This is a genomic window from Mariniflexile sp. TRM1-10 (genome assembly GCF_003425985.1).
Lineage (GTDB): Bacteria > Bacteroidota > Bacteroidia > Flavobacteriales > Flavobacteriaceae > Mariniflexile.
Genome location: NZ_CP022985.1, coordinates 469,179 through 489,848 on the forward strand (window position 1 = coordinate 469,179; position 20,670 = coordinate 489,848).

Consider the following 20,670-nt stretch of genomic DNA (forward strand, 5'->3'; position numbering starts at 1 on the left):
AAAATAATAACTTCGTTAATAACCAATTTACTATTCTACCTTTATATTTAAGCGTTTTTAAATTTTCTCTTTGCATCTAAAAAATTAAAATGAAAAAAACTATTTTATTAATTTTAATATGTATGACCTCATTAATCATACAGGCTCAAGCTGATATTAAATTTTGGCGTGTTGATAATCTTTCCCAAATTGGCGAAAATAATGTACAGGTTATTGGAAACCCTAAGATCATAAATACGGAAATAGGCGATGTTGTTGAATTTAATGGTATTGGTGATGGCTTAATTGTAAACAACAATCCTGTAGCTGGAGCAACTGCATTTACTATTGAAATTATTTTTAAACCTTATACTGGCGGAGGTATAGAACAGCGGTTTCTTCATTTACAGCAAGACGACAATAATAGAATACTTATAGAATTGCGAAATAACGACCATATGAACTGGAGCCTTGATACGTTTATAAAATCGGGAAGTTCTAGTCAAGCATTATTAGATTACGCCTATGCTCACAATTTGAATGAATGGGTGCACGCAGCTTTAGTGTTTAAAGATGGCGGCATGGTGCATTATGTTAATGGAGAAAAAGAGCTGGAAGGCACCGTAAATTATCAAGTTGTAAATTCTGGACAAACCTCATTAGGTGTTCGAATGAATCAGGTTTCATGGTTTAAAGGAGCTATCCATTCTGTAAAAGTAACTCATGATGCACTTAATCCTGAAGATTTTATGGAGATTGGACAAAATTTAAATGTAAAAAATGCTGAAGACAATCAATCGATGAGTCAAATTTTCCCCAACCCTATCCTATCATTTGGCCTATTGAAATACCAACTAGCAGAATCTTCAAAAGTTTCTATTAAATTGATTAATGTCTATGGAGAAGAAATAGCGACTATTTTTGAAGGTTTTAAAAATACAGGTACCCATGAATTAGAAATTAATTGTAATAATTTAAATGCTGGGATATATTTTGTAGCGATTAATTACATGAACAGAAGCTCTGTTCAAAAAATTATTGTTACAAATTAATTTAAAATCAATCCCTAATTAAAGGCATGGTGGTACAACGCAACAAGCCTTCCTGTTTTGAAATTTCTGCATAAGGTACTTCTTCAACCGTAAACCCTTGTTGGCGCAACCATGTGTTTAGTCGTGTAAAGTTTTTTTCTGAGATGATAACATCTTCAGAAATTGAAAAAATATTACTGTTCATATCATACATTTCTTGTTTGGTAATTTCAAAAACATTCTCTTTTCCAAAGAAATTAACCAGCCAATTATACTCACGTTCTATTAAAAACCCATTTCTATGTATGATGGCTTTTCCTTTGCCTAAAGGTTGAAAACAGCAATCTAAATGCAGGGCATTTTCTTTGGCATTGGTGTTGGATTTTCTAAGTTCGAACGACTTGACCGTTTTCTCCGGAAACAATTCTTGTATGGCAATAACCGCATCCATATTGGTACGGGCTGTTATTAATTCAGGATAATCTTCACCAGAATAGGTCCCAATAAAAATATAATCATTCCAAGGTACCACATCACCTCCTTCTACATGACATTCTGGTGGTAATACAATACGGTTTTTTCTATCAACTTGATTCCAAACATAGCGAATGGCTTCAATTTCAGGTTCTCTGTTTGGCAAAATATTAGCTCTAATAATTTTGTCTTCAATAACAAAGGCAATGTCACGCGAAAATATCTGGTTACAATCTTTAATAACTTGAGGTCTAAAAACCTGAACATCATACTTTTTAAAAACGGCTGCCACAGCATCCATTTCTAGAATCATATCAGCTTCTTGAGGATATGTGCCAGCCAATACATGTTCGATGCTTTTAGGATCATAACAATCCTCTACACGTGGTATGGGACCGTTACTTTCGGCAGTTCCTAAAATAACGGCTCTTAACCTTGAGATTTCGTTTTTTATATTGAGTTCTAGCATGGTGTAAATATAAAAAAGCTCCACAATGTTTAGTCATGGAGCTTCTTATTTTTTTACACTAAAAATTATCTTTTTTCTATGGGTACAAAAGACCTTTCGGTAGCTCCTGTATAAATTTGTCTTGGCCTTCCAATTGGCTCTTTGCGTAAACGCATTTCACGCCATTGTGCAATCCAACCTGGCAAACGTCCTAATGCAAACATCACGGTAAACATATCGGTTGGTATGCCCATACCTCTATATATGATTCCTGAGTAGAAATCGACATTAGGATATAATTTTCTATCTACAAAATATTTGTCTTCCAAGGCTTCTTTTTCAAGTCCTTTAGCTATATCCAAAATAGGATCTTCGACACCTAAATCACTTAATACTTCATCCGCAGCTTTTTTAATGATCTTAGCACGTGGATCAAAGTTTTTGTAAACACGGTGACCAAAGCCCATTAAACGGAATGGATCTTCCTTGTCTTTCGCTTTAGCCATATACTTTTTAGTATCACCTCCATCTTCTTTTATGGCTTCAAGCATTTCTAATACAGCTTGGTTAGCACCACCATGAAGTGGTCCCCAAAGTGCTGAAATACCAGCAGATAGTGAAGCGAATAAACCTGCGTGCGATGAACCTACAATTCTAACGGTAGATGTAGAACAGTTTTGTTCGTGGTCGGCATGTAAAATCAATAATTTATCTAAAGCATCAACTAATATTTTGTTTTGTTTATAATCACCATTTGGTTTTTTAAACATCATTTTTAAAATATTTTCTACATAACCTAAAGAATCGTCTCCGTAATCTAATGGCAATCCTAATTTTTTACGATAAGTCCAAGCTACCAACACTGGAAATTTACCCATTATTTTCACCACAGATTTGTACATATCTGCCTCAGAATTTACATTTACTGAAGAAGGGTTAAATGCTGTTAATGCACTGGTTAATGAAGAAATAACCCCCATTGGGTGAGCAGATTTCGGAAATGCTTCTACAATTTTTTTCACATCTTCATCTACTACCGATTGTGCTTTTATATCGTTATGAAACTTTTCGTTTTGCTCTTTAGTTGGAAGTTCTCCAAAAATCAAAAGGTAAGCAACTTCTAAAAAATCGGCTTTTTCAGCCAACTCTTCAATAGAATATCCTCTGTATCTTAAAATGCCTTTTTCACCATCCAAAAACGTAATAGCACTCTCGCAAGAACCTGTATTTTTATACCCCGGATCAATGGTAATTACACCTTCTGATGCGCTTCTAAAATTTGAAATATCAATAGCTAGTTCCTTTTCTGTTCCTTCTATTACAGGAAGCTCTATTTTTTTTCCGTTGACTTCAATGGTCGCAGTATTTGCCATAAATGTGAATGATTTTTTAATTCTTAAATTGGATTGCTAATTTACGAAATATCCCCTTATTAATAGAAGTGTTGAAAGCAAAGATTTAATCATTTAACAAATTGTTTGAAATTAATGCAAAAAAAAAAGCGATTATTAAAATAATAACCGCTTTTTAAAAAAAATTAATTTTCTTATTTTATTTTGAATGCTTTTTCCTGTGGAAAATAAGCTACTTCACCTAATTGTTCTTCAATACGAAGTAATTGGTTGTACTTAGCCATACGGTCGCTACGAGACGCAGAACCTGTTTTTATCTGACCACAGTTTAAAGCCACTGCTAAATCGGCTATCGTATTATCTTCAGTTTCACCAGAACGGTGAGACATTACCGATGTATAACCTGCATTTTTAGCCATATTTACAGCTGCAATGGTTTCGGTTAGCGAACCAATTTGATTTACTTTAATTAATATGGAGTTTGCAATACCTTGCTCAATACCTCTTGATAAACGTTCTACATTGGTTACAAATAAATCATCTCCTACCAATTGTACTTTATCACCAATTTTATCGGTTAGTAATTTCCAACCTTCCCAGTCGTTTTCGTCCATACCATCTTCAATAGAGATGATTGGGTATTTAGCAGCTAATTCAGCTAAATACTCTGCTTGTTCAGCCGATGTTCTTACTTTACCTGTTTCGCCTTCAAACTTGGTGTAATCGTATTTTCCGTTTACATAAAATTCTGCCGCAGCACAATCTAAAGCAATCATTATATCGCCTCCAAAAGTATATCCCGCTTTCTCAACAGCAACTTTAATAGAATCTAAAGCATCTTCGGTACCTCCGGCTAAAGTTGGTGCAAAACCACCCTCATCACCTACTGCAGTACTTAATCCTCTGTCGTGTAATACTTTTTTAAGATTATGGAAAATCTCAGTTCCCATTTGCATAGCGTGTGTGAAGCTTTTAGCTTTAACAGGCATAATCATAAACTCTTGAAATGCAATAGGCGCGTCGCTATGCGAACCACCGTTGATGATATTCATCATTGGTACAGGAAGTGTATTTGCAGAAACACCACCAACATAACGATATAAAGGCATATTAAGTTCATTTGCTGCTGCTTTTGCAACCGCTAAAGAAACACCTAAAATAGCGTTAGCTCCTAATTTTGATTTATTTTTGGTGCCATCTAAATCTATCATAATTTGATCGATCAAATTTTGTTCAAAAACTGAAACGCCCAATAATTCAGGAGCGATAATAGAATTTACATTATCTACAGCTTTTAAAACACCTTTACCCATATATGCTTTACCACCATCGCGTAGTTCTACAGCTTCATGTTCTCCTGTTGATGCTCCTGATGGTACTGCAGCTCTTCCTAAAATATCATTTTCGGTTACAACATCTACTTCAACAGTAGGATTCCCTCTAGAATCTAAAATTTGTCTAGCATGGATATTAATTATTACACTCATAATTGGTTATTTTTTAAACTTTTAATATTTCAAATTTACGCTTAAATCTTGTTTATTTTGAGATGTTCTTTCAGAAATATTCAAAAAAGCGTCTATAACGTTTTAGTAAACAAAATCCTCAAAAAAAATTATATCTTTTTGAGGATTTCGTACTACTTATTTTTTATATTCTCTATAAACTGATCAAAAAGGTATGACGAATCATGCGGGCCTGGACTGGCTTCTGGATGGTATTGTACAGAAAAACAATTTTTGCTTTTCATAGCTAATCCTGCAACCGTGTGGTCGTTTAGATGTACATGCGTCACTTGTAAATCTGGATGTGCCTCTGCTTCTTCTCTATTCACGGCAAAGCCATGATTTTGAGATGTTATTTCACCTTTTCCTGTGTTTATATTTTTTACCGGGTGATTAATTCCGCGGTGTCCATTATGCATTTTATAAGTTGAAACACCATTTGCCAGCGCTATCACTTGATGTCCTAAACAAATACCAAATAATGGTAAATCCCTTTTAATAATTTCTTTCGCTAAGGTTTGCGCTTCAACCAAAGGTTGGGGATCGCCAGGCCCGTTGGATAAAAAGTAGCCATCTGGTTTAAAAGCCTCTAAATCTTCAAACTTAGCGTTATAAGGAAACACTTTTATATAAGCATCTCTTTTTGCTATGTTGCGAAGGATATTCTTTTTAATACCGATGTCCAAAGCTGCTATTTTATAAGTGGCATTAGCATCTCCAAAATAGTAAGGTTCTTTAGTAGACACTTTTGATGCTAATTCTAAGCCTTCCATATCAGGCACATCGGCAAGCTGCTTTTTAAGGCCTTCTATATTATCAACATCTGTAGAAATAACAGCATTCATGGCACCGTTATCTCTTATATAGCTTACCAAAGCTCGGGTATCTACATCCGATATAGCTAATAGATTGTTTTTGTTTAAAAAATCCTCTAACGAACCGTCGGCTGCTTCACGAGAATAATCATAACTAAAATTTTTACATATTAATCCAGCTATTTTAATAGAATCGGATTCTATTTCTTCATCATTAACCCCATAATTTCCAATATGCGCATTGGTTGCTACCATTAACTGACCGAAATAAGATGGGTCTGTAAAAATTTCTTGGTAACCAGTCATTCCAGTATTGAAACATACTTCACCAAATGCTGTTCCTTGTTTGTTTCCTACTGCTTTTCCGTAAAAAATGGTGCCATCTGCTAAAAGAATGATGGCTTTTTGTCGTTTTTGATATTTCATTCTGATTTATATGAGATTCCCGACTGTGTGGGAACAAAGTTTTGCAAAATTGCTAAAAAAAAAGGATAAACTAAAATAGTTTATCCTTTATATTTTAAATGCTTATTAACATTTATTCTTCCTCTTCTTTTGTTGCCTTAGGTTCAACAACCGGAGCATCTGCAGGTTTTGATCCGCCTCTTCTACTTCTACGTGTTGTTTTCTTCTCTGGCTTGCCAGCATTGTAAAGCTCATTATAATCTACAAGCTCAATCATTGCCATATCGGCATTATCACCTAAACGGTTTCCAAGTTTAATAATTCTTGTGTAACCTCCTGGACGATTAGCAACTTTAGCCGCTACATCTCTAAACAATTCTGCTACGGCATCTTTTTGTCTTAACTTCGCCATAACAATACGTCTGTTATGGGTTGTATCTTCTTTAGACTTAGTAATCATAGGCTCTACAAATTGTTTTAAAGCTTTTGCTTTAGCAACAGTAGTGTTGATACGCTTGTGTTCTATTAAAGAACAAGCCATATTAGCCAACATAGATTTTCTATGCGCAGTTTGTCTACTTAAATGATTTATTTTTTTTCCGTGTCTCATGACATTGTTGTTATCATCATCTTGCTTCTATACCTATGTTAAGGGAGCAAACTATGATGGGTTAATTTTATTTACGACTTACGATTTATGAATTACGATATTAAAATTCTAAAATCGTAATTCGTAAATCTAAAATCTTCTAGTCTTTATCTAATTTATATTTGCTTAAATCCATTCCGAAGTTTAAACCTTTAACGTTTACAAGCTCTTCAAGCTCTGTTAAAGACTTTTTACCAAAGTTTCTGAATTTCATTAAGTCATTTTTGTTGAAAGATACCAAGTCTCCTAAAGTATCAACTTCTGCAGCTTTTAAACAGTTAAGTGCGCGTACAGATAAATCCATATCGATCAACTTAGTTTTAAGCAACTGACGCATGTGAAGCGATTCTTCATCATAAGTTTCAGTTTGTGCAATTTCATCAGCCTCTAAAGTGATACGCTCATCAGAGAATAACATGAAGTGATGAATTAATGTTTTAGCAGCCTCGGTTAATGCATCTTGAGGTGTGATTGAACCATCAGTAATGATTTCAAAAACCAGTTTTTCGTAATCGGTTTTTTGCTCAACACGATAGTTTTCAATGCTATATTTAACATTCTTTATAGGCGTGTATATAGAATCTGTAAAGATAGTTCCAACTGGTGCAGCAGCTTTTTTGTTTTCTTCTGCAGGAACATAGCCTCTACCTTTTTCTATAGTAATTTCCATATTGAAATTAACTTTAGGATCTAAGTTACAGATTACTAACTCTGTATTTAAAACTTGGAATCCAGAAATGAATTTTTGGAAATCACCAGCTGTAATTTGTTCTTGACCTGATATTGAAATAGAAATAGATTCATTATCGATATCTTCAATTTGTCTTTTAAAACGAGCTTGTTTTAAATTTAAAATGATTTCAGTAACATCTTCAACCACTCCAGCAATTGCTGAAAATTCATGATCTACACCTTCTATTCTAACTGATGTAATGGCGAATCCTTCTAATGAAGATAGTAAAACTCTTCTTAATGCGTTACCTACTGTTAAACCATAACCAGGTTCTAAAGGGCGAAATTCGAATTTCCCTTCAAAATCTGTTGAATCAATCATGATTACTTTGTCGGGCTTTTGAAAATTAAATACTGCCATATGTTCTTCGTTTTAATTGTTATTTAGTTGCGCGGTTTAAAAGTTTGAAGAAGACTAAAAAACCCTTTGGCCAAATACCAATATGATTAATTTATTATTTAGAATATAATTCGACGATGAATTGTTCGTTTATGTTTTCTGGAATTTGAATTCTTGCAGGAACAGAAACATAAGTTCCTTGTTTTGTATCGTCATTCCAAGTAATCCATTCATAAACATGACTTGAGTTTGAAAGAGATCTTTCGATAGACTCAAGAGATTTAGATTTTTCTCTTACAGCTACGACATCACCTGCTTGCAATTGGTATGAAGGAATATTTACTAATTCTCCATTTACAGTAATGTGTCTGTGTGATACTAATTGTCTAGCACCGCTTCTAGAAGGAGCTATTCCCATTCTATATACTACGTTATCTAATCTAGATTCGCAAAGTTGTAATAAAACTTCACCTGTAATACCTTGAGCAGCTCTAGCGCTTTTAAATATATTTCTGAATTGACGCTCTAAAATACCATATGTGTATTTTGCCTTTTGCTTTTCCATTAATTGGATTGCGTATTCAGATCTTTTTCCACGTTTTCTTGCGTTACCGTGTTGACCTGGAGGATAATTTCTTTTCTCAAAAGATTTATCTTCTCCAAATATAGCTTCGCCAAATTTACGAGCTATTTTAGTTTTAGGACCAGTATATCTTGCCATTTTAAAATTGTTTTTTTTAAGAGTGATTATGAATTAAGGTCTTAATCTTATCCTTCGATAATCGTTGATCTCTTTTTGATACTTGTTATTATTTTTTTCAGTTTGCAAATTTACACATAAAAAATTGATATCAACTATTTAAAAACAATTGATATTAATTTTTATTTTAATGTATAAAATTTATACTCTTCTACGCTTTGGAGGACGACATCCATTATGTGGAAGTGGCGTAACATCAATAATTTCTGTTACTTCAATACCTGCATTATGAATAGAACGGATAGCAGATTCTCTACCATTTCCTGGACCTTTAACATATACTTTTACTTTCTTCAAACCAGCCTCTAAAGCAACAGCCGAAGCATCTTCAGCAGCTAATTGTGCAGCATAAGGCGTGTTTTTCTTAGAACCTCTAAATCCCATCTTACCAGCAGAAGACCAAGAAATTACGTCTCCTTTCTTGTTGGTAAGTGCAATTATAATGTTGTTGAAAGAAGCATTAACATGAGCTTCTCCTACAGAGTCTACAATAACTTTACGTTTTTTTGTAGTTTTTGTGTTTGATTTTGCCATTTATTATAGTTTTCAGTTATTAGTTGATAGTCGCTAGAATCCTAAACCTTTTATAATTTCAAACAGATTCCTTCCAACGTCTAAATACTAAAGACTAATTGTTATTTAGTTGCTTTTTTCTTGTTAGCAACAGTTTTTCTTCTACCTTTTCTAGTTCTAGAGTTGTTTTTTGTACGTTGCCCTCTTAACGGAAGCCCCGATCTGTGACGAATTCCTCTGTAACATCCAATATCCATTAAACGTTTAATGTTCAATTGGATTTCAGAACGTAATTCACCTTCGATTGTAAAAGTACCAACAGCTTCACGAATACCACTAATTTGGTCGTCGTTCCAATCTTGAACTTTAATACTTTCATCAACATTAGCTGCTGCTAATATTTCTTTAGCTCTACTTCTACCTACTCCATAGATATAAGTTAAAGCTATAACTCCTCTTTTGTTTTTTGGTATGTCTACACCTGCAATTCTTGCCATAATTACCCTTGTCTTTGTTTAAATCTAGGATTCTTTTTGTTTATCACGTAAAGTCTACCTTTTCTACGTACGATTATACAATCTGCACTTCTTTTTTTTACTGATGCTCTTACTTTCATCTTTTTCTAGTTTAAAAGTTTAAAGTTTAAAGTTTAAAGTTGTTTAAGTATTAACTTTTTACTTTATAACTTTTCAACTTAATCTTTAGTATCTATAAGTTATTCTCGCCTTAGATAAATCATAAGGACTCATTTCTAATTTCACTTTATCTCCTGGCAATAATTTAATATAATGCATACGCATTTTACCGGAAATATGTGCTGTCACAATGTGACCGTTCTCTAATTCAACACGGAACATCGCATTTGATAATGCTTCTATAATGGTTCCATCTTGTTCTATTGCTGCCTGTTTTGCCATAGTATAATATTAAGCTATTGCTTTTCTATTTTTACCTGTTTTCATCAAGCCATCATAGTGTCTATTTAACAAATAAGAGTTTACTTGTTGCATAGTATCTATAGCTACACCCACTAAAATGATTAATGAAGTGCCTCCAAAAAATAATGCCCATCCTTGTTGAACGCCCATAATTTTAACTATTAACGCTGGGAACACAGCTATGAATGCTAAAAATATAGAACCCGGTAAGGTAATTTGAGACATTATCTTATCTAAATATTCAGAAGTTTCAGAACCTGGACGAATACCAGGAATAAAACCACCACTACGTTTTAAATCGTCTGCCATTTTATTGGTAGGCACCGTAATTGCTGTATAAAAATATGTGAATATTATAATTAATATAGCAAATGTGATGTTATAGGCCAACCCGAAAATATCTGCATAGTTAGTTTGCATCCAAGATCCAAAAGTAGTTTCTTTTAAAAGTGAAGAGCCACCAATTAAACTAGGAACAAACATAATTGCCTGTGCAAATATAATAGGCATTACTCCAGAAGCATTAAGCTTTAATGGAATATACTGTCTAGAACCTGCCATGGCGCTTTTTTCGTAATCGCCTGAAGCAGTTCTTCTTGCATATTGTACTGCAATTTTTCTAACAGCCATAACTAACATAATACATCCAAGAATGATAACGAACCATAATACCAATTCAAAAAGAATAAGCATCACGTTGTTACCTTCCAATCTTGTAGCTGCATTTTGAATAAATGATGCTGGCATTGTTGCTATAATACCCACCATAATTAATAAGGAAATACCATTACCAATACCTTTATCGGTAATTTTTTCTCCTAACCACATGGCAAAGATACAGCCTGTTACTAAAATAGTAACAGAAGAGAAATAGAATAATGGTCCTGTGCCTAGTAAAAATGCACTTGTAGGTATTCCCAATGCTGGTAAACTAGCTAAATAACCTGGTGCTTGTAACAAACAGATTGCAATAGTTAACCAACGTGTAATTTGATTAATTTTCTTTTGACCACTAGCACCTTCCTTTTGTAGTTTTTGTAAATAAGGAATTGCTATTCCCATTAACTGAACAACAATAGAAGCTGAAATGTATGGCATGATACCCAATGCAAAAACCGAAGCATTTGCAAAAGCACCACCTGTAAAAGCATTAAGTAACCCTAATAAACCACCATCGGCACTATCGGCTAAACCCTCTAATTGGGCAGCGTCAATACCTGGCAGCACTACTTGAGCACCAAAACGGTAAACCAATAACAGACCAAGTGTAACTATGATTCTGTTTCTTAGTTCTTCTATTTTCCAAACATTCTTTAACGATTCTATAAATTTCATACTTACAATAAGGTCTTATAACGTTACAGCTTCTCCTCCAGCAGCTTCGATAGCAGCTTTTGCTGAAGCAGTAAATTTATGTGCTGATACTTTTAATTTTGTTTTTAACTCACCTCTACCTAATATTTTAACTAGGTCGTTTTTTCCAATTAAACGGTTAGTGAATAATGTTTCAAAATCTACGGTGTCAGTTGCTTTTTTATCATCAACCAATTGTTGTAAGGTATCTAAATTGATACCTTGATACTCTACACGGTTAACGTTAGTAAAACCAAATTTAGGAACACGTCTTTGAAGTGGCATTTGACCTCCTTCAAATCCTATTTTCTTAGAATAACCAGAACGGGATTTAGCACCTTTGTGACCACGGGTTGCCGTACCACCTTTACCAGAACCCTGTCCACGTCCTATTCTTTTTCCTTGATTTTTAACTGAACCTTCTGCAGGTTTTAAATTACTTAAATCCATTTTTCAGTATATTATTATTTAATTTCTTCAACAGAAACTAAGTGATTTACTTTACTTACCATACCAAGAATACTTGATGTAGCTTCGTGCTCTTTTACCTGACCGATCTTTTTAAGACCTAGAGATATTAATACTCGTTTTTGTCTTAGCGGACAATTGATTGCGCTTTTAACTTTTGTTACTTTAATTTTTGCCATCTCTGTCTGTATTAAGCTTTAAATACTTGTTCAAGTGAAATACCTCTATCTCGAGCAATGGTATTGGCATCCCTTAATTGTAATAAAGCATCAAAAGTTGCTTTTACAACGTTATGAGGATTTGATGATCCTTGAGATTTTGATAATACATCATGTACACCAACTGCCTCAAGCACTGTTCTTACAGCACCACCAGCAATAACACCTGTACCTTGGGCAGCAGGAATAATGTTTACTCTTGCTCCACCAAATTTACCTTTTTGCTCATGCGGTAAAGTTTTCCCTTTTAAAGGAATACGAACCAGGTTTTTCTTAGCATCTTCAACAGCTTTTGCAATTGCACTAGCAACGTCTTTAGATTTTCCTAAACCTTGTCCTACAACACCAGCTTCATCACCAACTACAACAATTGCTGAGAAACCAAATGCTCTACCACCTTTAGTTACTTTTGTAACTCTTTGTACACCAACTAAACGATCTTTAAGATCTAATCCACCTGGTTTTACTAATTCTGCGCTTTTATATTTACGATACATAATTTCTTAGAATTTAAGTCCTGCTTCTCTAGCTCCTTCAGCTAATGATTTTACTCTACCATGATATAAATAACCACCTCTATCAAAAGCGATAGTCTCTACACCTGCTTTTAAAGCTTTTTCAGCAAGCGCCTTACCTACTAATTTAGCTACTTCAATTTTAGTTGCTTTTGCAGAACTAATATCTTTATCTCTTGAAGATGCTGCACTGATTGTTACACCAGTTACGTCATCTACAACTTGAGCATAAATTTCTTTATTGCTTCTAAAAACAGTTAATCTCGGTCTAGCTTCTGTACCAGAAACTATCTTGCGTATTCTGCTTTTAATTCTTATTCTTCTTTCGTATTTTGTCAATGCCATAACTTACTTATTAAGCTGATTTACCTGCTTTTCTTCTTAATACCTCACCAACAAACTTGATACCTTTACCTTTGTAAGGTTCTGGTCTTCTAAATCCACGGATTTTAGCAGCAACTTGTCCAACAAGCTGCTTATCGTGAGATGTTAGTTTAATGATTGGGTTTTTTCCTTTTTCTGAAACTGTTTCAACTTTAACTTCTGGAGCTAAACTCATAACTATAGCATGAGAGAAACCTAAAGCTAATTCCAGTTTTTGACCTTGGTTGCTAGCTCTGTATCCTACCCCTACTAATTCTAATTCTTTAGTCCATCCTTTAGAAACGCCTTCAATCATGTTTAGCATTAATGATCTATATAAACCATGTTTAGCTTTTTGATCTTTAGAATCAGAAGAACGTGTTACTAAAACATTTCCATCTTCAACTTTAATATTTACAGAATCGTAATTTTGAGTTAATTCTCCTAATTTTCCTTTTACTGTAACTACTCCGTCCTTTATATCAACTGTAACGCCTTCTGGAATTACTACTGGGTTATTACCTATTCTTGACATATCTTATCTTTTTAGTAAACGTAACACAATACTTCTCCACCTACATTATCTCTTTTAGCTTGTTTACCTGTCATTACTCCATGAGAAGTAGAAACGATGGCAATACCTAAACCATTAAGAATTCTAGGAAGTTCTTTTGAACTTGCATATTTACGTAAACCTGGTTTACTTATTCTTTGAATCTGTTTTATTACAGGCTCTTTAGTTTCCTTATTGTACTTAAGCGCTATTTTAATAGTACCTTGTACTGAAGAATCATCAAACTTGTAACTTAAAATATATCCTTGTTCGAATAATATTTTAGTGATGTCTTTTTTAAGATTAGATGCTGGTATCTCAACCACTCTGTGGTTAGCACGCACTGCATTTCTAATTCTTGTCAAATAATCCGCAATTGGATCTGTGTACATAATGAATTGATTTTGTGATTTTGGTTTTCAACCTATGTTGAACCTTAAATCTGATTATTTAAATAATATTACCAACTTGCTTTTCTAACTCCAGGAATAAGACCGTTATTGGCCATTTCTCTAAAAGTTACACGAGAAATTCCAAATGTTCTCATATACCCTCTAGGTCTTCCTGTTAATTTACATCTATTATGCATACGAATAGGAGAAGCATTTTTTGGTAACTTTTGTAATGCTTCATAATCTCCAGCTTCTTTTAAAGCTTTACGTTTTTCAGCATATTTAGCTACTGTTTTAGCTCTTTTTACCTCGCGGGCTTTCATTGATTCTTTAGCCATAACTTAGTTCTTTTGAAAAGGTAATCCTAATTCGGTTAATAATGATTTTGCTTCTTTATCAGTTTCAGCAGAAGTTACAAATGTAATATCCATACCTGAGATTTTATTAACTTTATCAATATTAATCTCTGGGAATATAATTTGCTCGGTAACACCTAAATTGTAGTTACCACGTCCGTCAAATCCTGTAGCTTTTATTCCGTTAAAATCTCTTACACGTGGAAGTGCAGAAGTAACTAAACGATCTAAAAACTCATACATTCTCTCGCCACGTAAAGTCACTTTTGCCCCAATTGGCATACCTTTACGTAATTTGAAAGATGCAACGTCTTTTTTAGAAATTGTTGCTATAGCTTTTTGTCCAGATATTGTAGTTAATTCTTCTACTGCGTAGTCAATTAACTTTTTGTCTGCAACTGCAGCCCCAACACCTTTAGATATTACTATCTTTTTTAGCTTAGGAACTTGCATTACATTTTTATATCCAAATTCGTCTGTAAGAGCTGCAATTACTCTGCTTTTATACTCTTCTTTAAGTCTCGGTGAATATGCCATAACTATATTACTTCATTAGATTTTGTTGAAAATCTTACTTTTTTATCGCCTTCTATTCTATATCCAATTCTTGTTGTTTCTCCTTTAGAAGTCAACAACGATAAGTTTGAAATATGAATAGGAGCTTCTTTTTCAACGATTCCTCCTTGAGGGTTTTTAGCACTTGGTTTCGTATGTTTCTTAACCATGTTAATACCCTCAACAATCGCTTTGTTCTTGTCTATTAATACTTTTTGTACTTTACCTTCAGCACCTTTGTGGTCTCCAGCAATTACTTTTACAGTATCTCCAGTTTTTATTTTAAGCTTTGTCATCTTAAATTAATGTATTAAAGCACTTCAGGTGCTAATGATACAATTTTCATGAATTGTTTATCACGAAGTTCTCTAGCAACAGGACCAAATACGCGTGTTCCTCTCATCTCTCCTTGAGCATTTAAAAGCACACATGCGTTATCGTCGAATCTAATATAAGATCCGTCTGGTCTTCTTACTTCTTTTACAGTACGTACTACAACTGCTGTAGATACAGCACCCTTTTTAATGTTTCCATTAGGTGTTGCGTCTTTTATAGAAACAACAATTTTGTCTCCTACAGATGCGTATCTTCTTTTAGTACCACCTAAAACACGGATAGTTAAAACTTCCTTTGCTCCAGTGTTGTCTGCTACTTTTAATCTTGATTCTTGCTGTACCATAATTATTTAGCTCTTTCTATGATTTCAACTAATCTCCAACATTTAGATTTACTTAAAGGTCTTGTCTCCATGATTCTTACAGTATCTCCAATGTTACAATCGTTTGTTTCGTCGTGTGCAACATATTTTTTTGTTTTTAACACGAACTTACCATACATAGGGTGTTTTACTTTTTTAACCTCTGCAACAACTATTGATTTTTGCATTTTGTTACTAGTAACAACTCCTATACGTTCTTTTCTTAAATTTCTTGTTTCCATCTTGTAGCAGAATTATTGTAATTCTCTTTTAGTTAATTCTGTCGCAATTCTAGCTACTGAACGTCTTACGTTACGTAACTGGATTGGATTTTCTAAAGGAGATATTGCATGAGCTAATTTTAGGTCTGAATAACTCTTTTTTATTTCACCAAGTTTCTCTTGTAACTCGGCTACTGATAATTCTTTAATTTCTGATTGTTTCATAATATCAAATAAATTATGCTTCGTAATCGCGAGCAATTATAAACTTAGTTTTAACTGGTAGTTTTTGAGCTGCTAAACGTAACGCTTCTTTAGCGATGTCTAACGATACTCCTCCTACTTCAAAAAGCATTCTTCCTGGTTTAACAACCGCTACCCAATACTCAACGGCACCTTTACCTTTACCCATACGTACTTCAAGAGGTTTCTTTGTTATTGGCTTGTCTGGAAATATTTTAATCCAAAGTTGACCTTCTCTTTTCATGTAACGTGTAGCGGCAATACGTGCAGCTTCTATTTGTCGCGATGTTAAAAACTCAGATTCGAGTGATTTTATACCAAAAGTACCATTTGAAAGTTGGTGTCCTCTTTGAGAAAGACCTTTCATACGTCCTTTTTGTTGCTTACGAAATTTTGTTCTTTTAGGCTGTAACATTTCTCTTTACTTTATAAAAAATTACTTTCTACGACGTGGTTTAGAATTATTTCCTCCACGTGGTGCTCCTGCTGCACCTGCCTTTCCTTGCTTTTTGGATAATCCAACTAGCGGAGAAAGTTCTCTTTTACCATATACTTCACCTTTCATAATCCACACTTTCACACCTAATCTACCATAAGTAGTGTGTGCCTCAACAAGTGAGTAATCAATATCGGCTCTAAAGGTTGATAAAGGAATACGTCCCTCTTTGTAGTGCTCTGAACGTGCCATTTCAGCACCATTTAAACGACCACTAATTTGAACTTTAATTCCTTCAGCGTTCATACGCATTGTAGCAGCAATAGCCATTTTTATAGCGCGTCTGTATGAAATTCTATTTTCAATTTGACGTGCAATACTAGATCCTACTAAAAATGCATCAAGTTCAGGTCTTTTGATTTCAAAAATATTAATCTGAACTTCTTTTCCAGTAATTTTCTTAAGCTCTTCTTTTAACTTGTCTACCTCTTGACCGCCTTTACCAATAATGATACCTGGGCGAGCCGTTGTGATAGTAACGGTTACAAGTTTAAGAGTTCTTTCAATAATTACTCTACTTACACTAGCTTTAGCTAAACGTACGTGTACGTATTTTCTAATCTTATCGTCTTCGGCAAGCTTATCTCCATAATCATTACCTCCGTACCAGTTAGATTCCCATCCTCTGATAATACCTAAGCGATTTCCGATTGGATTTGTTTTTTGTCCCATACTTCTATCTTAGCTTTGTGTGTTATTGTTAGCTCCAACTACGATTGTTACGTGGTTTGAACGTTTTCTAATTCTGTGTGCACGACCTTGTGGTGCTGGACGCAATCTTTTTAACATTGCTCCTCCATCAACTCTAATTTCTTTTACAATCAACTCTGCATCTTCAATGCTAGCTTCTTCGTTTTTAGATTGCCAGTTGGCAATTGCCGATAAAAGCAATTTCTCTAATTTAGACGAAGCTTCTTTTTGATTGAACTTCAAGATATTAAGTGCTTTTTCTACTTTTTCACCTCTTACTAAATCGGCTACTAAACGCATTTTTCTCGGTGACGTAGGACAATTATTAAGTTTAGCAAAAGCAACTAGCTTATTTCCTTCCTTAATAGCGTCTGCCATTTGTTTTTTACGACTTCCCATAGCTTACTACTTTTTACCTTTGTTTTTAGCACCTGCATGTCCACGGAATGAACGTGTTGGTGAAAATTCTCCTAATTTATGACCTACCATGTTTTCAGTTACATATACTGGCACAAATTGACGGCCATTGTGAACTGCGATAGTTTGTCCAACAAAATCCGGAGTAATCATAGAGGCTCTAGACCACGTTTTGATTACGGTTTTTTTGTTAGCTTCAACATTATCAGCCACTTTTTTCTCTAATTTATAATGAACGAACGGTCCTTTTTTTAATGATCTTGCCATGTCTTATTTCTTTCTACGTTCTACAATATATTTATTACTTGCATTCTTTTTAGAACGTGTTCTATAACCTTTAGCTGGAATACCGTTTCTAGAACGTGGGTGTCCTCCAGAAGATTTACCTTCACCACCACCCATAGGGTGATCAACAGGGTTCATTACTACTGGTCTTGTACGTGGACGTCTTCCTAACCACCTTGTTCTACCCGCTTTACCAGACACTAACAATTGGTGATCTGAGTTAGATACAACACCTATAGTTGCTAAGCAGTTAACAAGGATTAATCTTGTTTCACCAGAAGGCAATTTAATAGTTGCAAACTTACCATCTCTTGCCATTAACTGAGCAAAAGCACCAGCACTACGAGCCATAATAGCTCCTTGACCTGGACGTAACTCTACACAAGAAATAATGGTTCCTAATGGAATTTGACTAAGTGGCATTGCATTTCCAATTTCTGGAGCAACATTTTCTCCTGAAACTACAGTTTGTCCTACTTGCAAACCGTTTTGTGCAATGATATATCTTTTTTCGCCATCTTGATAATTCAATAATGCGATAAAAGCGGTTCTGTTTGGATCGTATTCAATAGACTTAACTTCAGCAGGGATACCAGCTTTATTACGTTTAAAATCGATAATACGATACTTTCTTTTATGACCTCCACCTATATAGCGCATGGTCATTTTTCCTTGACTGTTTCTACCACCAGACCTTTTGTTCGGAACGAGTAAACTCTTTTCCGGCTTATCAGTAGTAATGGCGTCAAATCCATTTACTACTCTAAATCGCTGTCCTGGTGTGATTGGTTTTAATTTTCTTACTGACATTAGTCTTTAATTACATGTTACTGTATAAATCAATCATTTCACCTTCCGCCAGTTGTACAATTGCTTTTTTAACAGCATTTGTTTTACCATGTTGAATACCCGTTTTTGTATAACGAGTTCTTCTTTCTGGACGGACATTTATAGTACGAACTTTTTCAACAGAAACACCATAAGCAGCTTCCACCGCTTTTTTGATTTCTACCTTGTTCGCCTTTGTATTCACCGCAAAAGTATAGCAGTTTCTCAACTCGCTATTTGCTGTCGCTTTTTCTGTGATTATAGGTTTAATTAAGATACTCATGGTTTCTATTTACTTAAATTTGTTTCAATTCCTTCTAAGGCTCCTTCTAAAAGCACTACTTGACTAGCATTTAAAATCTTGTAAGTGTTTAATTCTGAGGAAGTTATGACTTCCGAACCTTTTAAATTGCGTGACGACAAATATACATTATTATTTGACCCACCCAACACAAACAGAGATTTTTTGTTTTCTAAGTTTAAAGCCTTTAAAATAGCTGTAAAATTCTTAGTTTTTGCTGTATCAAAATTAAAGTCTTCCAATACTACAATTGATTGTTCTCCTGCTTTTATACTTAAGGCCGATTTACGCGCTAAACGTTTAACGTTTTTGTTAAGCTTGAAGCTGTAACTTCTTGGTCTTGGACCGAACATACGACCACCACCTTTGAAAACTCCAGACTTAATACTACCAGCTCTCGCGGTACCAGTTCCTTTTTGCTTTTTAATCTTACGAGTACTTCCAGAAATCTCAGCACGCTCTTTCGCTTTGTGAGTTCCTTGTCTTTGGTTTGCTAAATATTGTTTAACATCCAAATATACTGCGTGATTATTAGGCTCAATAGCAAATACATCTTGAGAAAGGTCTGCCTTTCTTCCTGTATCTTTTCCGTTTATATCTAAAACTGCTACTTTCATTATTTTCTAATAATTACATAAGAATTTTTATGTCCAGGTATACAACCTTTAACAACTAGTAGATTTTTATCTGCTACTACTTTTAAAACTCTTAAATTTTCAACTTTTACTGAGTCTGTACCCATTCTTCCTGCCATGCGAATTCCTTTAAAAACTCTTGCAGGATACGAAGCAGCACCGATAGAACCAGGGGCTCTTAAACGGTTATGCTGACCGTGTGTTGCTTGTCCAACTCCACCAAATCCATGGCGCTTTACAACACCTTGGAAACCTTTTCCTTTTGATATTCCAGAAATATCAACAAACTCACCTTCTACAAAGTGCTCTACAGTGATTGCATCACCTAATTTGTACTCCTTATCAAAACCTTTGAATTCAACGATTTTGCGTTTTACAGAAGTCCCTGCTTTTTTAGCGTGACCTAAGTCAGCTTTAGTAGCACTTTTTTCTGTCGCGTCATCGAAACCAAGTTGAACGGCTTTATAACCATCAACTTCTTCAGTTCTGACTTGGGTAACGATACATGGTCCAGCTTCGATTACTGTACATGGAATGTTTTTTCCATTTTCATCGAAAATGCTGGTCATACCGATTTTTTTTCCAATTAACCCAGACATATTTATTATTTATTTATTGTTATTGACAAGTCGCGACTTGTCATTTTTATTCTATTTATGGTCAACTCGCGATTTGACCTTAAAAAAATTCAAGGCTGAAAATACATTTCAGCCTTGAATTGTATTTTACCGTTTTTCCTTAACCATCGTTAAGGACATTTTTACTTCCTGCGACAGCAGGAATCTCTTTTCTTTGAGATCCCGAAACAAGTTCGGGATGTAAATCAAAGTTTATACTTAAACTTTGATTTCCACTTCAACACCACTTGGTAATTCAAGTTTCATTAAAGCATCAATTGTTTTTGAAGACGAAGAATAGATATCTAATAATCTCTTATAAGAGCTTAATTGAAATTGTTCCCTAGCCTTTTTATTTACGTGTGGAGAACGTAATACAGTGAAAATTTTCTTGTTTGTTGGTAATGGAATTGGACCTGTTACCACCGCACCTGTACTTTTTACTGTTTTTACAATCTTATCAGCAGACTTGTCTACCAAATTGTGATCGTAAGACTTTAATTTTATTCTGATTTTTTGACTCATT

34 protein-coding genes are annotated in these 20,670 nt (G+C 34.4%); 1 reads left to right on the forward strand and 33 read right to left on the reverse strand.

All coding sequences use genetic code 11. The features are described from left to right. Positions 1–89: 89 nt before the first annotated feature. Positions 90–1,031: a LamG-like jellyroll fold domain-containing protein gene (locus tag CJ739_RS02205; RefSeq protein ID WP_117172427.1), complete on the forward strand. Its 942-nt coding sequence runs from the start codon at positions 90–92 to the stop codon at positions 1,029–1,031. Between the two features lie 7 nt (positions 1,032–1,038). Here CJ739_RS02205 and CJ739_RS02210 read toward each other — a convergent pair whose 3' ends face one another. The 33 genes from CJ739_RS02210 to rpsJ all read right to left on the reverse strand — a co-directional run bounded on the left by CJ739_RS02210 (position 1,039) and on the right by rpsJ (position 20,669). Further along, entirely contained in the window at positions 1,039–1,953 is a 915-nt protein-coding gene (locus CJ739_RS02210) for a dimethylarginine dimethylaminohydrolase family protein (protein ID WP_117172428.1), read from the reverse strand. Between the two features lie 65 nt (positions 1,954–2,018). After that, positions 2,019–3,305, reverse strand: a complete 1,287-nt coding sequence (locus tag CJ739_RS02215) for a citrate synthase (protein WP_117172429.1) — start codon at positions 3,303–3,305, stop codon at positions 2,019–2,021. Between the two features lie 173 nt (positions 3,306–3,478). Then, positions 3,479–4,771: a phosphopyruvate hydratase gene (gene eno / locus CJ739_RS02220; protein WP_117172430.1), complete on the reverse strand. Its 1,293-nt coding sequence runs from the start codon at positions 4,769–4,771 to the stop codon at positions 3,479–3,481. Positions 4,772–4,923: 152 nt separating this feature from the next. Next, positions 4,924–6,030 carry a glutamine-hydrolyzing carbamoyl-phosphate synthase small subunit gene (gene carA / locus CJ739_RS02225; protein WP_117172431.1) on the reverse strand — a complete coding sequence of 369 codons (1,107 nt, stop codon included), beginning with the start codon at positions 6,028–6,030 and terminating at the stop codon, positions 4,924–4,926. Positions 6,031–6,142: 112 nt separating this feature from the next. Next, on the reverse strand, positions 6,143–6,619 hold the full coding sequence (gene rplQ / locus CJ739_RS02230) for a 50S ribosomal protein L17 (protein WP_117172432.1): 477 nt from the start codon (positions 6,617–6,619) through the stop codon (positions 6,143–6,145). A 139-nt stretch (positions 6,620–6,758) separates the two neighbouring features. Next, positions 6,759–7,751 carry a DNA-directed RNA polymerase subunit alpha gene (locus CJ739_RS02235; protein WP_117172433.1) on the reverse strand — a complete coding sequence of 331 codons (993 nt, stop codon included), beginning with the start codon at positions 7,749–7,751 and terminating at the stop codon, positions 6,759–6,761. Positions 7,752–7,845: 94 nt separating this feature from the next. Then, positions 7,846–8,451 (reverse strand): 30S ribosomal protein S4, encoded by a 606-nt coding sequence (gene rpsD, locus CJ739_RS02240; RefSeq protein ID WP_117172434.1) that lies wholly within the window; start codon positions 8,449–8,451, stop codon positions 7,846–7,848. A 180-nt stretch (positions 8,452–8,631) separates the two neighbouring features. After that, positions 8,632–9,024: a 30S ribosomal protein S11 gene (gene rpsK / locus CJ739_RS02245; protein ID WP_117172435.1), complete on the reverse strand. Its 393-nt coding sequence runs from the start codon at positions 9,022–9,024 to the stop codon at positions 8,632–8,634. A gap of 101 nt (positions 9,025–9,125) precedes the next feature. Further along, entirely contained in the window at positions 9,126–9,500 is a 375-nt protein-coding gene (gene rpsM, locus CJ739_RS02250; protein WP_117172436.1) for a 30S ribosomal protein S13, read from the reverse strand. Between the two features lie 2 nt (positions 9,501–9,502). After that, positions 9,503–9,619: a type B 50S ribosomal protein L36 gene (gene ykgO, locus CJ739_RS02255; protein ID WP_074961360.1), complete on the reverse strand. Its 117-nt coding sequence runs from the start codon at positions 9,617–9,619 to the stop codon at positions 9,503–9,505. An 85-nt stretch (positions 9,620–9,704) separates the two neighbouring features. Then, on the reverse strand, positions 9,705–9,920 hold the full coding sequence (gene infA / locus CJ739_RS02260) for a translation initiation factor IF-1 (RefSeq protein ID WP_028289261.1): 216 nt from the start codon (positions 9,918–9,920) through the stop codon (positions 9,705–9,707). A 9-nt stretch (positions 9,921–9,929) separates the two neighbouring features. Beyond that, positions 9,930–11,276, reverse strand: coding sequence for a preprotein translocase subunit SecY (gene secY / locus CJ739_RS02265; RefSeq protein ID WP_117172437.1), 1,347 nt, complete (start codon positions 11,274–11,276; stop codon positions 9,930–9,932). Positions 11,277–11,291: 15 nt separating this feature from the next. Next, positions 11,292–11,744 carry a 50S ribosomal protein L15 gene (gene rplO, locus CJ739_RS02270; protein WP_117172438.1) on the reverse strand — a complete coding sequence of 151 codons (453 nt, stop codon included), beginning with the start codon at positions 11,742–11,744 and terminating at the stop codon, positions 11,292–11,294. 14 nt (positions 11,745–11,758) lie between these two features. Further along, positions 11,759–11,941, reverse strand: coding sequence for a 50S ribosomal protein L30 (gene rpmD / locus CJ739_RS02275; RefSeq protein WP_117172439.1), 183 nt, complete (start codon positions 11,939–11,941; stop codon positions 11,759–11,761). A gap of 11 nt (positions 11,942–11,952) precedes the next feature. Next, on the reverse strand, positions 11,953–12,477 hold the full coding sequence (rpsE, locus tag CJ739_RS02280; protein WP_117172440.1) for a 30S ribosomal protein S5: 525 nt from the start codon (positions 12,475–12,477) through the stop codon (positions 11,953–11,955). 6 nt (positions 12,478–12,483) lie between these two features. Further along, positions 12,484–12,840, reverse strand: a complete 357-nt coding sequence (gene rplR, locus CJ739_RS02285; protein ID WP_117172441.1) for a 50S ribosomal protein L18 — start codon at positions 12,838–12,840, stop codon at positions 12,484–12,486. Positions 12,841–12,850: 10 nt separating this feature from the next. Continuing rightward, positions 12,851–13,393: a 50S ribosomal protein L6 gene (gene rplF / locus CJ739_RS02290; RefSeq protein ID WP_117172442.1), complete on the reverse strand. Its 543-nt coding sequence runs from the start codon at positions 13,391–13,393 to the stop codon at positions 12,851–12,853. Positions 13,394–13,404: 11 nt separating this feature from the next. Continuing rightward, positions 13,405–13,803: a 30S ribosomal protein S8 gene (gene rpsH, locus CJ739_RS02295; protein WP_117172443.1), complete on the reverse strand. Its 399-nt coding sequence runs from the start codon at positions 13,801–13,803 to the stop codon at positions 13,405–13,407. Positions 13,804–13,871: 68 nt separating this feature from the next. Next, positions 13,872–14,141, reverse strand: coding sequence for a 30S ribosomal protein S14 (gene rpsN / locus CJ739_RS02300; protein WP_117172444.1), 270 nt, complete (start codon positions 14,139–14,141; stop codon positions 13,872–13,874). Between the two features lie 3 nt (positions 14,142–14,144). Beyond that, positions 14,145–14,696 (reverse strand): 50S ribosomal protein L5, encoded by a 552-nt coding sequence (gene rplE, locus CJ739_RS02305; protein WP_117172445.1) that lies wholly within the window; start codon positions 14,694–14,696, stop codon positions 14,145–14,147. 2 nt (positions 14,697–14,698) lie between these two features. Then, positions 14,699–15,010 carry a 50S ribosomal protein L24 gene (gene rplX, locus CJ739_RS02310; protein ID WP_117172446.1) on the reverse strand — a complete coding sequence of 104 codons (312 nt, stop codon included), beginning with the start codon at positions 15,008–15,010 and terminating at the stop codon, positions 14,699–14,701. A 14-nt stretch (positions 15,011–15,024) separates the two neighbouring features. After that, entirely contained in the window at positions 15,025–15,393 is a 369-nt protein-coding gene (rplN, locus tag CJ739_RS02315; RefSeq protein WP_100610627.1) for a 50S ribosomal protein L14, read from the reverse strand. Positions 15,394–15,395: 2 nt separating this feature from the next. Continuing rightward, the gene (rpsQ, locus tag CJ739_RS02320; protein WP_117172447.1) at positions 15,396–15,653 is read right to left on the reverse strand and encodes a 30S ribosomal protein S17; all 258 of its coding nucleotides are present in this window, start codon (positions 15,651–15,653) and stop codon (positions 15,396–15,398) included. Positions 15,654–15,665: 12 nt separating this feature from the next. Continuing rightward, positions 15,666–15,857, reverse strand: a complete 192-nt coding sequence (rpmC, locus tag CJ739_RS02325) for a 50S ribosomal protein L29 (RefSeq protein WP_117172448.1) — start codon at positions 15,855–15,857, stop codon at positions 15,666–15,668. Between the two features lie 13 nt (positions 15,858–15,870). After that, on the reverse strand, positions 15,871–16,290 hold the full coding sequence (gene rplP / locus CJ739_RS02330; RefSeq protein WP_117172449.1) for a 50S ribosomal protein L16: 420 nt from the start codon (positions 16,288–16,290) through the stop codon (positions 15,871–15,873). Positions 16,291–16,311: 21 nt separating this feature from the next. After that, the gene (gene rpsC / locus CJ739_RS02335) at positions 16,312–17,043 is read right to left on the reverse strand and encodes a 30S ribosomal protein S3 (RefSeq protein ID WP_117172450.1); all 732 of its coding nucleotides are present in this window, start codon (positions 17,041–17,043) and stop codon (positions 16,312–16,314) included. Positions 17,044–17,052: 9 nt separating this feature from the next. Further along, entirely contained in the window at positions 17,053–17,460 is a 408-nt protein-coding gene (gene rplV, locus CJ739_RS02340; RefSeq protein ID WP_117172451.1) for a 50S ribosomal protein L22, read from the reverse strand. A gap of 6 nt (positions 17,461–17,466) precedes the next feature. Then, positions 17,467–17,745: a 30S ribosomal protein S19 gene (gene rpsS / locus CJ739_RS02345; protein WP_117172452.1), complete on the reverse strand. Its 279-nt coding sequence runs from the start codon at positions 17,743–17,745 to the stop codon at positions 17,467–17,469. Between the two features lie 3 nt (positions 17,746–17,748). Further along, positions 17,749–18,573: a 50S ribosomal protein L2 gene (gene rplB, locus CJ739_RS02350; protein ID WP_117172453.1), complete on the reverse strand. Its 825-nt coding sequence runs from the start codon at positions 18,571–18,573 to the stop codon at positions 17,749–17,751. A 10-nt stretch (positions 18,574–18,583) separates the two neighbouring features. Further along, positions 18,584–18,874 (reverse strand): 50S ribosomal protein L23, encoded by a 291-nt coding sequence (gene rplW / locus CJ739_RS02355; RefSeq protein ID WP_117172454.1) that lies wholly within the window; start codon positions 18,872–18,874, stop codon positions 18,584–18,586. A gap of 5 nt (positions 18,875–18,879) precedes the next feature. Then, positions 18,880–19,509: a 50S ribosomal protein L4 gene (gene rplD, locus CJ739_RS02360; RefSeq protein WP_117172455.1), complete on the reverse strand. Its 630-nt coding sequence runs from the start codon at positions 19,507–19,509 to the stop codon at positions 18,880–18,882. Further along, entirely contained in the window at positions 19,509–20,126 is a 618-nt protein-coding gene (gene rplC / locus CJ739_RS02365; protein ID WP_117172456.1) for a 50S ribosomal protein L3, read from the reverse strand. The genes rplD and rplC overlap by 1 nt, the downstream gene beginning before the upstream one ends. A 237-nt stretch (positions 20,127–20,363) precedes the next feature. Then, complete coding sequence (gene rpsJ / locus CJ739_RS02370) at positions 20,364–20,669, reverse strand: 30S ribosomal protein S10 (RefSeq protein WP_111309258.1); 306 nt, start codon at positions 20,667–20,669, stop codon at positions 20,364–20,366. Position 20,670: the final 1 nt, after the last annotated feature.